Source organism: Deltaproteobacteria bacterium, assembly GCA_016874755.1.
In the GTDB taxonomy this organism is placed as follows: Bacteria; Desulfobacterota; Binatia; order UBA9968; family UBA9968; genus DP-20.
On the sequence record VGTH01000027.1, the window covers coordinates 62,449 to 72,187 of the forward strand.

Sequence of the window (9,739 nt, forward strand, 5' to 3'; positions counted from 1 at the left end):
CGCCGAAGGATCTGCTTTCTCTGCTAGATCGTGCTTGTTGGCACAGGTTTCGAAGAGCGGGCGGGTCTGAGACCCGCCCCTACATCCGATTGTTGTTTTTTGCGTTCTCTGCGTTCCCTTCGACTGAGCTCAGGACATGCTTTGCGGTTAATCAATCCGACTTCGGGCGAAAACTTTATTGGGGGCGAAATTCTGATTTCACCACGAAGGAGCACACGAAGGGCACGAAGTTCGGATGAAACGTTTTAATTTTCTTCTCTTACCTTCGTGTCCTTCCTGTCCTTCCTGGTGAATATCCCCACTCCGATTTTTGCGCCTTTTGCGTTTTTTGCGGCCATCCTTCACCATCTGCGCCGCGGCCGCGCGCCGGCGCGCGCCTTGGTGCCGAAGATCGGCTTCGGATTGGGGTCGAGCAGCCGGCAATATTCGTAAGCAAAGCCTTCCAATTTTACGCGCGGGATTTTCTGGCCAATGAAATGCTCGATGGCCGCCACTTCCTGCAAATCTTCCGCAGTCATGATCGTAAAGGCGTCGCCGACGCTCTGCGCTCTGCCGGTGCGGCCGATGCGGTGCACGTAGTCTTCCGGATGGTGCGGCACATCGAAATTGATCACGTGGCTGATCTGTTCGACGTCGATGCCGCGCGCCGCAATATCGGTGGCGACCATCACTTCGTAGCGGCCGTTGCGAAAACCGTTCAACGCCTGCTCGCGCTCGCGCTGGGTCCGATTGGAATGCAGCACTGCCACCGAGTGGCCCTGTTGATGCAACTGACGCGCGACTTTGTCTGCGCCGTCCTTGGTGCGGCAGAAGATCAGCACCTGATCGTAATCGGTGCGTTTCAACAGATCTTGGAGCAACTCCTGCTTCTGGCCGATGTCGACCGGGTAGAAGGCATGGGTCACCGTCTCCGCGGCAGCCCGCCGCTGGCCGATCTCCACTGTCTCGGGATTGCGCAGCGCCCAGCGGCAGAGCTGTTCGATCTCCGGCGGGATGGTCGCGGAAAATAGCATCGTCTGGCGCGCCTTCGGGCAGCGCTCGATGATCTTGCGCACGTCGGGCATGAAACCCATGTCGAGCATGCGGTCCGCTTCGTCGAGCACCAACATGTCGATGCGGTCGAGCCGTAGCATCTTGCGCTGCAACTGATCGAGCAAACGGCCCGGCGTGGCGACCACGATGTCAGCGCCGCGGCGCAGCATCTGATCCTGCTTGCCGTAACCCGTGCCGCCGAACAGCACCACAGTGCGCAGATCGGTAAAGCGCGCGTAGTCGCGAATCGCCGTCTCCACCTGCGCCGCCAGTTCGCGCGTCGGCTCGAGCACAAGCGCGCGCAAATGGCCGCGCTGCTCTAACTTTGATATCAGCGGCAGCGCAAACGCCGCGGTTTTTCCCGTGCCGGTCTGCGCCGAGCCGATCAAATCGCGGCCTTCGAGAATCAGCGGAATCGCGCACAGCTGAATCGGCGTCGGATCGGTGTAGCCCGCGGCCGCAACGCCTTCGACAACTTTGGGAGATAAACCTAGTTTAGAAAATGGCATAGTTTTTCGGTCGCTATTTGACGGTTTTCGTTCACGGAACCCATCACCACGAAAGCACGAAGATCACGAAGTTCGGAGAAGTTTTTTAACTTTTCACTTACCGTCGCGGTCTTCGTGGTGAATATTTCTTCGCCGAAATTTTTGCGTTCTTTGCGATCTTTGCGGTTGACTCTCCGGCTCCGAATCCGAATCCGAGCGCGCAGCGCCTTTCTGCTCCCTTGTGCTCTTTGTGTTCCAATCCCTTGCTGGATTCGGTTGCGGTCTTGCCGCGCTGCGCCCTCGGCGCCTCTGCGCGAGAAATATCCGAGACCTTATTTCACAAACGAACAACAATAATCGGTTAAGGTTTTCACCCGCATGCGAAACTTCGCATTGGCGGCCACCTCGAACGACTCCCCGCCTTTGATCGCTTTCCATCCGCTCGCACCGGGCAGCTCGATGTCCAATTCGCCGCTGATGATTTCCATGATCTCTTTGTCGCCGGTGCTAAATTCATATTCGCCCGGTTGCATGACACCGAGCGTTTTCTTCGAGCCATCGGCAAAAATCACCGAGCGGCTGATTACCTTACCGTCAAAGTAAACATTGGCTTTTTTGACAACGGTGACGTTGGTGAATTCTGACATGCCCTGCTCCCTTGCAATTATGCCGGCGCGGCGCGCGGCTCCAGTCGCGGTTCTTTGATCGGCAGATTCAACAATGCGGCGATGGCGGCAAACACAGCATCGGCGTACCACATCCACTGATAGTTGCCATAGTAGGCAAACGCAAGGCCGCCGAGCCAGGCGCCAAAGAAACCGCCGATCTGATGCGACAACATGGTCATGCCATAAAGCGTCGCCAGATAGCGAGTGCCGAAGAGTTTGCCGACGACACCAGCCGTCGGTGGGGCGGTACCAAGCCAGGAAAAACCCAGCCCGATCGCCAGCAGGTAAAACGTCCACTCTGTCTTCGGCGCGGCAAGATACAAGAGGATTAGCAGCGTGCGCGAGCCGTACATGCCGAAGAGAATATATTTGCCGCGAAAGTGGTTGAGCATCCAGCCGGCGGCGAAGCTGCCGGCGATATTGGCCAAGCCGATGATCGCCAACGACCAGCTCGCCACCGACGCCGGCAAGCCACACAGATCAACTTCCCCCGGCAAATGCGTAACGAGAAACGCAATGTGAAAACCGCAGGTGAGAAAGCTGCCGTGCAGCAAGAGATAACTATAGTTGCCAAACGCCGTGCGCAGCGTCGCGCCCATGCTGCCGTCGGCGCTCCCCACCGCGCCCCCCTGCGCGGCGGGCCCAACGATGGTTCTCACCAACGGCAATGCCAGCAGCGACAGCGCCGCCAGCGACCACATGGCCCCCATCCAGCCCCAAGCGACAATCAGCACCTGCGCCAAAGGCGCATACAGAAATTGGCCGAAGGAGCCGCCGCCGCTGATGAGGCCCGAAGCCATGGCGCGCTCGCGCGGCGCCAAACGGCGCGCCATGGCACCGATCAACACCGTAAAGCTACCGGCCCCTGAGCCCAGAGCCGAGAGAATGCCAATGGTCACGACCATACCGAGCTGGTTGGTGAGAACCGGTGTCAACGCCATCCCCGTCGCGAGGATCAAAACGCCGCCGATCAGCACCCGGCCAACACCGAAGCGATCGGCCAGCGCGCCGCCCACCGGCTGCGCCAAACCCCACATAAACTGGCCCACCGCCATGGCAAAACTGATCGCTGCGATGCCAACGCCGGTGGAGCCGCTGATCGGAAACAAAAACAGCCCCTGCGACTGCCGCACGCCCATGGTGATCATGAACAACGCCGCGGCCGCCATGGTGATCCACAGCCAAGTCTTGTCGTGAGATTCGTTGGTCATCGAATCACGCCCTGGGCGCGCAAGCTCTGGCGCAACTCTTCTATGCGTTTCTTATTCACGCCAAAATCGCTCCGCCCTAAACGTGACGCCGAGCGCACTGCGATCAGATTTTGTTTGGCGCGCAAGTGCATCTCGAGGTCGTCGACAAAGCCGAAAAATGCGCTGCGGCATTCGGCATGCAGATACTCGGGCGCATCCGTGACAACGGTCGTGCGCGGCAGCGCCACCACCGCGGCGTGCGCCGCGCGCCAGGCATCGGTGGGCGCCACGACACACTCGAAGCCGGGAATATTGTGATCGATGTCATCGGCGTCGGTGGAAACACAATTGGGGGAGCAAGGACAAGGCGACAGTCGGCCGGAGCTCACGCCCAGATTTCCCGGCCGCCTGCCGGAGAATGCAAACAGCGGCAACGGCTACTCTTTCTTGGCTTCCGCTTGTTTGTCGAAAAATTTAAGCGCCATGGTGCCGTGGGTTGCCGCCGCGCCGGCACGCAAGGCGGCGGCGATGAACGTGGCTTCGACGACCTCTTCGCGGGTCGCGCCCGCCATGTGGGCCGCTTTGGCGTGGCCTTCCAAACAATAAGGACACTGGGTCGTCGCCGCCACGGCAATGGCGATCAACTCGCGATATTTTTTGGGAATCGCGCCGTTGTCGCGGCCGACGCTCTTCTCTAAACCAAGCCAGGCGTTGAAATCTTCGGGCGCGAGCTTACGCATCTCGCGCATCAGTTTGATATCTTCCGGATCGTGATAGTGATCGGCCATACTCGAACAACCTCCATCAAAGGTTGTTCATTATGTCTGGATTTTCGCCGGGATGCTACCCGACGCTCGACTGGTCGGGGAGAATTAGCGGCGGCGCCCGCGGGATCAACGCCCCGCGAGCACCGCCGACGCGTGCAGCGAAGAAAACATTCGGCGTTTTGGCAGAAACGCCGCTCGTCGCGACGAGTGCTACTCTGGAAGCCGTCTCAGCTCGCTGAACTCAGCGTCGAGCGCTGCCGACGCAACCCCCAACCCAGGGCGAGGAGACCGGCCGTGAGAAGCGCCAGCGACGCCGGTTCAGGTACGGCACTGGTTGTGAAAGAGATGCGATAGACATTCGTGCCGGTCGTAAGGGCACTGCTATCGAATACGTACCCTCCGGCCGTGGCCAGGCCATTAAAGACCGCCAGTTCCGCGAAACTGAACGAGACGACGCCGTTCTGCGGCGTTCGATTGTCGTTGACGCCGCCGACAACGAAGGCGGCGTTGGCGGGATCCGCCGTCTCGGAACCAGCGTCCCAAATCTGGCCGGCGGTTTGCCCGATCGAGTTGATGCGCAGGTTCCCCGCGGCATCAAAGAGCTCGAACGCGGTCGGCGCATCGTTGCCAATGAACAGATCGTTACTGGGTATGACCATCGATGCGAAAGTGAAAAAGCGGTTAATGACGCTGTCGACGATGAACGTGCCGCTAGCGCTGGCGCCCGGCAACAACGCACCGCCGACCGAGCCAAGGACCGCCGTCGGGTCGGCGATTGCGAAGGCGGGAAACCAGTCCGAGCCGCTGCCGCCTTCGGCCACCGACACGATGGGCGCGGTGGCGACCTGCCCATTGTTAAAGGCGTCGAAAGTTCCGGCATGAAAGCCCAGGCGCAACGGCGCGAAACTAGCACTGTTGGTTGGCGCGAGGTTTTCGACGGCGACCCGTACCGAGACGGGGGCAGCGTTAACGGCATTGGACAGCGCCAACAGGGCAAGGCCCGCCGCAACCATGACTGACATAAATAAACGTTGAACCATCGGTGCTCTCCTTTAGAAAAACAACATTGACGCGACCGCATCGCACTAGTCGCTAACAATCGGAATCGCATCACTCCCGAGCACCTTGGATCCTAGCGTGTTCGGTTCATCCCTAGACGAACAACTGGTGCCAAAAGTTCCCGCCGGCTGCGCGGCACCGGCCATGCACTGGGAACCAATTGGCGCCGCGCTTCCTTGAATGAGCATCAAGCACTTCTCAAAGAAAACCGCTCGACGTGACGACCGATTCAAAATGGAATGATGCCCAAAGGGTGGCGTTTGTGCGCGAGGCGATGATTCACACGGATCATCTCTACCGCGTTGCGTTTCACCTCGCCCGCGAAGTGGACGCTGTTGAGGATTTGGTGCAGGACACTTTCGTGCGTGCCATTGAGTCCTATCGCATCTTCGATCCGCCCACTAACATGCGCGCCTGGCTGACGAATCCGCCGATTGCGCGTTGGAAAGCGCGGCAGCACCCGCAGGATGTTGCCAATCCTGCGAGCGCATGCCGCGCTCGATAAACCTCCTCGATGACTTACTGACGGCTATCTAGGGCACGCGACGGATGGTGATACGCGCTACCGGGTTGCGCCAATCGCGCAGGGGCGCGCTGAGGTTGCCGATGCCGTGGATGCCGGCGTGAACATGCACGTACCCTTCCTCACCGCCCGCCGGGGCGGCGCCGCCACCCGGGCCGCCACACTCGGCAAAAAACGGCCCAGGGATGCTGGCGCAAAGTTCGTCGTTGGCTTCCGACCCGGCGTCGTAGGCGACCGACGTGAGAGTTCGAACCCCATGTCCATGCGGCCCGGCGACACCGTTCAGCGCGAAAAACGCGTCGTTGGTGGGAATCAACATCGATGCCAAGCTGACGTGATCAAAATCGCCACGGGTGCGCACGCGCACTGTCACCGAGTCGCCGGGATCGAGCAGCCCGGTCGAGTTGGCGATGTCCAAGACTCTCGGGTGATATCGCAAGGCATCCGCGAGGGGCTGAGTGTTCCCCTCTTCGGCGAGGGTCGCAAGCTCGGCACTTGCGGGATCCCCCAGTTCGAAAAGCTTCAAACCGGGGCGATGGCTGACCACGATGATCGGCGTGAACTGTTGGCCGCGAGTGATGTTAGTGATTGTGACCTCGAAACTAGCGGCGCTGGCGCTGAGCGGGTTCAGCGCAAAAGTGCCAAGCAGCCCAGCAAGCGCTAAGAATTTCATGTTCATGATTTGCTCCTGGCGGAGAATTTCCGCTTTTTGTAGCTCCCTTGGTTGATCGATGCACTCCCGAGCGCGCTTCGGTTCATCCAAAGACGAAGAGCTTGCCGAAAAAGTTCCCTACACGGCTCGATATTTCGCGCTCGGCTATACCGGGAACCAAATGGCGCCGTTCGACGTTTACACAGCGTCGAGAACTTTTCGGCAAACCGCACCGGATGCGACGGTTGGCGTGACGGCAGAATCTGCAGCAAATGATGCGCAAAGGGAGGCTTTTGTGCGCGAGGCGATGATCCACGTGGACCATCTGTACCGCATCGCCCATCACCTCGCGCGCGAGGCCGACGCAGTTCAGGACCTGGTCCAGGACACCTTTGTGCGCGCCATTGAGTCCTATCGACTATTTGACCCGCCAACCAACATGCGCGCATGGCTCACGAAAATCCTCCAGAATATTTTTTTCGACGAGTGGCGCAAGAAGCAGCGAGCGGGGACCCATGAGAGCGATGGGCGCCACGCCGATGCCCTATGGGACCCGCAACAGCAAAAGCAGTGGAGTCCCGAAGGACAGTTACTCCGCAAAGAGCTGAGCGATCATATTCATAACTCGCTCAAGCAGATTCCCGAGGAGTTTCGGCTGCCGATTGTGCTGGTGGACATGAGCGAGTTCAGCTACGCTGAAGCGGCGGAGGTCTTATCCTGTCCGATCGGCACCATACGCTCCCGCCTGTCCCGAGGCAGACAACTGCTGCAAGATCTGCTGGGCCGCTATTTTGAAACTGGAGATGGAAGCGAAAACGATGACCTGCGACGAAGTCCGAGAGCTCATCACCGGCATGGTTGATGACGAGTTGGGCGCAGCGGAGCGCGCGGCGCTGGGCGAGCATTTCAAGAGTTGCAGCCGCTGCCGATTCCTCCTCGCCCAAGAAAAGAATCTCAAAAAGGCGGTCTTCTCGGCCGGCGAGGACCTTCGTGCTTCCTCCGCCTTGCGGCAGCGGCTCGCCAACGATCCCCGCATCATCAACCGGGCCGACCACCGCCGCAGAGAGCCGTTTGCCAAATCGTATTATCCCATTGTGCGCGGTACGTTGATCGCAGCGCTGCTCATACTGGTCGTCGTGCCTTCATTGCTGCTCACCCGGCGCAGTAGCCTTCCCGCCATGGCGACTACAACGGTCGAATCTTACCAGCAAATCGTCAGCACCGACGATCTGCAGATCAAGACCCAAGATCTGACTCTACTCGCGGAGAGGCTCGCCCGAACCGTCAATGGCCGCTTTCGGCCCATGGCCTATGACTTCTCGATGATGCACATCAGGCCGGTCGGCGGCACGCTATTGAATATCAATCGCCGCGAGGTCTTGGTGATACGCTATGCTGGCGCCGACCTTCCCATCTTGTGCTACACCTGGGTTGGCACTGAAGGCGATGCGCCGGCGTCGGCCGCGATTTTCCATGACCCGCAAAAGCGGCTTAACTTCTATGCTTTTTCACTTGGAAATGTTAACGCTGTCTTGCACAGAGAAAACGATGTCATCTGCATCTTGGTCTCGCCCATGGCGATGACGGATCTGGTGGACCTAGCAAAGTCGAAAGCCAATCCGCACAAGCACCTCTGACCTTAAGAATCATGGAATCGGCCGCCCGCCACGCTCATATGGCTTCACAGTGCAGCGTTTGCGGCACCGTGCTGTCCGGCTCCCTTGGCGCGGTCTACCGCACCTTCGGCGTCAAGCGCAGCCCGCGCAACCCCAACATCTGCACCCGCTGCAGCACCCACGTCGAAGAAGGCAAGATCGTCGAGGTCACCGTGTTGTTCGCCGATCTCTCATCGTTCACCCAGCTGACTCACGACTTGGGCGCTGAAAAGACCCACGAGGTCGTCGACGCCTATTTGCGCATGGCGACCGATATTTTGGTCAAGCACGGCGCCTTTATCGACAAGTACGTCGGCGACGCGGTGATGGCGCTGTTTAACGTGCCGATCCGCTACGAAGATCACGCGCGCCGCGCGGTTGCCGCGGCGGTGGAGCTGAGCGCGGAATTGAAAGCGCTCGGCGCGCGCTTCGGGTTGGAGTTGCAAGTTTCGGCGGGGATCGCCACCGGCCACGCCCGCGTCGGACGGTTGGGATCCGACGATTCGAAAGACTACACGGCGATCGGCGACGTCGTGAACTTAGCGGCGCGCTTGCAAACCCAAGCCGGCGCCGGTGAAATCCTGATCAGCGAATCGAGCTACGCCAAACATCCCGAACAATTCCGCGGCGCCCAAGAAGAACAGGCCGTGCTCAAGGGCTTTCGCGACCCGGTGCGCGCCTATCGGCTAAACCCCGGCGGCACGGCGCGCTTGCGCGACGACCCGACGGAATCTTCCCGCCAAGAGAAGACCAGCCTCGGCGCCATCGTCTTCGGCATCCTCGGCGCGCCCTGCGCCATCGTTACGTTGATCGGACCGCTGGCAGTGGCCGTCGGTGCCGGCGGTTTGTTCGGTCTCGCGGGTCTGCTGACCTTTCTCGATCAGAGCGTCCTGCGCGTGCCGATTCTCATCCTGACCAGCCTGGCATCCTTGGCCAACCTCTACACGGTGTGGCACGCGCGCAGACTACGCGCCGAATCGAAAGTACCCGAAGCCCTGAAGACCATGACGACATTAGAAAAACAGCGGACCGCTTTCGTGATCGGCGCGTCAGCGGTCACGCTGGGCATCGTGCTCTTCGAAGTCGTGGCGCGTGCGGTGCTGCACTAGGTCGTCCATACTTCGAACCGAGGATAACCAACAGAATCAGTCTTCGTTCGAATCTCGCTTTTGATAAACTTCATCGCAGATTGATCGAAGGGTCGGATCATCTTCATATTTGCCCGCGAGGTCGGACACACTAAAAGTCGCAACCTCTAAGGCAACTAGTTCTCCAGCCGCAACTCGACGATCTATTTCAAGTTTCAGTGCCTCTACGGCCTGACTTCGAGTTCGCCCCAAAGTTCGACACCTTGGCTCACCAACCAGCGATGCCGCGAACTGTCCGTCGCTTGGCTCTACTAGAATGGGAAAGGTCATAACCACAACTCCTTGATTCTAATTCAACGGGAGTTCAGCGGCGCCCACAACATACATGAAGCACCCATGAAAACCTCGACGACGTTGGAAAACCAGCGAACAACTCGAGTGGGCCTCGACGGTCAGTCTGGGCATCGTGCTCTTCGAAGCTGTGGGACCCGCAGTGCCGCACTAGAGCGCGATCAGAATGGCTTGTCCCCGATTGTCGACGTGCGGTGCAGCAGCCGGATGTCGTCCATCGCATAGCCGCCGCAGGCTTGATGATTGAGGCTGCGATTGTCCCACAT

Annotated in this window: 12 protein-coding genes; 4 read left to right on the forward strand and 8 right to left on the reverse strand. The window is 59.5% G+C overall.

The window, feature by feature from the left end; all coding sequences use genetic code 11:
• Positions 1 to 341 precede the first annotated feature (341 nt).
• The 6 genes from FJ145_16775 to FJ145_16800 all read right to left on the reverse strand — a co-directional run bounded on the left by FJ145_16775 (position 342) and on the right by FJ145_16800 (position 5,185).
• Positions 342 to 1,541, reverse strand: coding sequence for a DEAD/DEAH box helicase (locus tag FJ145_16775; GenBank protein ID MBM4263071.1), 1,200 nt, complete (start codon positions 1,539 to 1,541; stop codon positions 342 to 344).
• Positions 1,542 to 1,852: 311 nt separating this feature from the next.
• Positions 1,853 to 2,167, reverse strand: a complete 315-nt coding sequence (locus tag FJ145_16780; protein ID MBM4263072.1) for a pyrimidine/purine nucleoside phosphorylase — start codon at positions 2,165 to 2,167, stop codon at positions 1,853 to 1,855.
• Positions 2,168 to 2,184: 17 nt separating this feature from the next.
• Positions 2,185 to 3,399 (reverse strand): MFS transporter, encoded by a 1,215-nt coding sequence (locus FJ145_16785; GenBank protein ID MBM4263073.1) that lies wholly within the window; start codon positions 3,397 to 3,399, stop codon positions 2,185 to 2,187.
• The gene (locus tag FJ145_16790) at positions 3,396 to 3,752 is read right to left on the reverse strand and encodes a DUF1499 domain-containing protein (protein ID MBM4263074.1); all 357 of its coding nucleotides are present in this window, start codon (positions 3,750 to 3,752) and stop codon (positions 3,396 to 3,398) included. The genes FJ145_16785 and FJ145_16790 overlap by 4 nt, the downstream gene beginning before the upstream one ends.
• 63 nt (positions 3,753 to 3,815) lie before the next feature.
• A complete protein-coding gene (locus FJ145_16795) occupies positions 3,816 to 4,166 on the reverse strand; it encodes a carboxymuconolactone decarboxylase family protein (GenBank protein ID MBM4263075.1) in 351 nt (116 codons plus the stop codon).
• A 206-nt stretch (positions 4,167 to 4,372) separates the two neighbouring features.
• A complete protein-coding gene (locus FJ145_16800; protein MBM4263076.1) occupies positions 4,373 to 5,185 on the reverse strand; it encodes a PEP-CTERM sorting domain-containing protein in 813 nt (270 codons plus the stop codon).
• Between the two features lie 236 nt (positions 5,186 to 5,421).
• On the opposite strand from FJ145_16800, the gene FJ145_16805 reads away from it, so the two are divergent.
• Positions 5,422 to 5,709, forward strand: coding sequence for a hypothetical protein (locus tag FJ145_16805; protein ID MBM4263077.1), 288 nt, complete (start codon positions 5,422 to 5,424; stop codon positions 5,707 to 5,709).
• A 28-nt stretch (positions 5,710 to 5,737) separates the two neighbouring features.
• Here FJ145_16805 and FJ145_16810 read toward each other — a convergent pair whose 3' ends face one another.
• Positions 5,738 to 6,406: a hypothetical protein gene (locus tag FJ145_16810; protein ID MBM4263078.1), complete on the reverse strand. Its 669-nt coding sequence runs from the start codon at positions 6,404 to 6,406 to the stop codon at positions 5,738 to 5,740.
• A gap of 52 nt (positions 6,407 to 6,458) precedes the next feature.
• Between FJ145_16810 and FJ145_16815 the strand changes: the two genes are divergently transcribed.
• The 3 genes from FJ145_16815 to FJ145_16825 are packed head-to-tail and all read left to right on the forward strand — an operon-like array spanning position 6,459 to position 9,143.
• Positions 6,459 to 7,241 (forward strand): sigma-70 family RNA polymerase sigma factor, encoded by a 783-nt coding sequence (locus tag FJ145_16815; protein MBM4263079.1) that lies wholly within the window; start codon positions 6,459 to 6,461, stop codon positions 7,239 to 7,241.
• The gene (locus tag FJ145_16820; GenBank protein ID MBM4263080.1) at positions 7,183 to 8,016 is read left to right on the forward strand and encodes a hypothetical protein; all 834 of its coding nucleotides are present in this window, start codon (positions 7,183 to 7,185) and stop codon (positions 8,014 to 8,016) included. Before FJ145_16815 ends, FJ145_16820 begins: the two co-directional genes overlap by 59 nt.
• An 11-nt stretch (positions 8,017 to 8,027) precedes the next feature.
• A complete protein-coding gene (locus tag FJ145_16825) occupies positions 8,028 to 9,143 on the forward strand; it encodes an adenylate/guanylate cyclase domain-containing protein (GenBank protein MBM4263081.1) in 1,116 nt (371 codons plus the stop codon).
• Positions 9,144 to 9,634: 491 nt separating this feature from the next.
• On the opposite strand, the gene FJ145_16830 is transcribed toward FJ145_16825, so the two are convergent.
• Positions 9,635 to 9,739, reverse strand: a 105-nt coding sequence (locus tag FJ145_16830; GenBank protein MBM4263082.1) for a TauD/TfdA family dioxygenase, incomplete at its 5' end; no start/stop codon positions are given.

What these genes read in the sequence shown, in the direction of transcription:
- FJ145_16775 (MBM4263071.1), bottom strand. Translation starts at nt 1,541, where the DNA reads ATGCCATTTTCTAAACTAGGTTTATCTCCCAAAGTTGTCGAAGGCGTT.
- FJ145_16780 (MBM4263072.1), bottom strand. Translation starts at nt 2,167, where the DNA reads ATGTCAGAATTCACCAACGTCACCGTTGTCAAAAAAGCCAATGTTTAC.
- FJ145_16785 (MBM4263073.1), bottom strand. Translation starts at nt 3,399, where the DNA reads ATGACCAACGAATCTCACGACAAGACTTGGCTGTGGATCACCATGGCG.
- FJ145_16795 (MBM4263075.1), bottom strand. Translation starts at nt 4,166, where the DNA reads ATGGCCGATCACTATCACGATCCGGAAGATATCAAACTGATGCGCGAG.
- FJ145_16800 (MBM4263076.1), bottom strand. Translation starts at nt 5,185, where the DNA reads ATGGTTCAACGTTTATTTATGTCAGTCATGGTTGCGGCGGGCCTTGCC.
- FJ145_16810 (MBM4263078.1), bottom strand. Translation starts at nt 6,406, where the DNA reads ATGAACATGAAATTCTTAGCGCTTGCTGGGCTGCTTGGCACTTTTGCG.
- FJ145_16815 (MBM4263079.1), top strand. Translation starts at nt 6,459, where the DNA reads ATGCACTCCCGAGCGCGCTTCGGTTCATCCAAAGACGAAGAGCTTGCC.
- FJ145_16820 (MBM4263080.1), top strand. Translation starts at nt 7,183, where the DNA reads ATGGAAGCGAAAACGATGACCTGCGACGAAGTCCGAGAGCTCATCACC.
- FJ145_16825 (MBM4263081.1), top strand. Translation starts at nt 8,028, where the DNA reads ATGGAATCGGCCGCCCGCCACGCTCATATGGCTTCACAGTGCAGCGTT.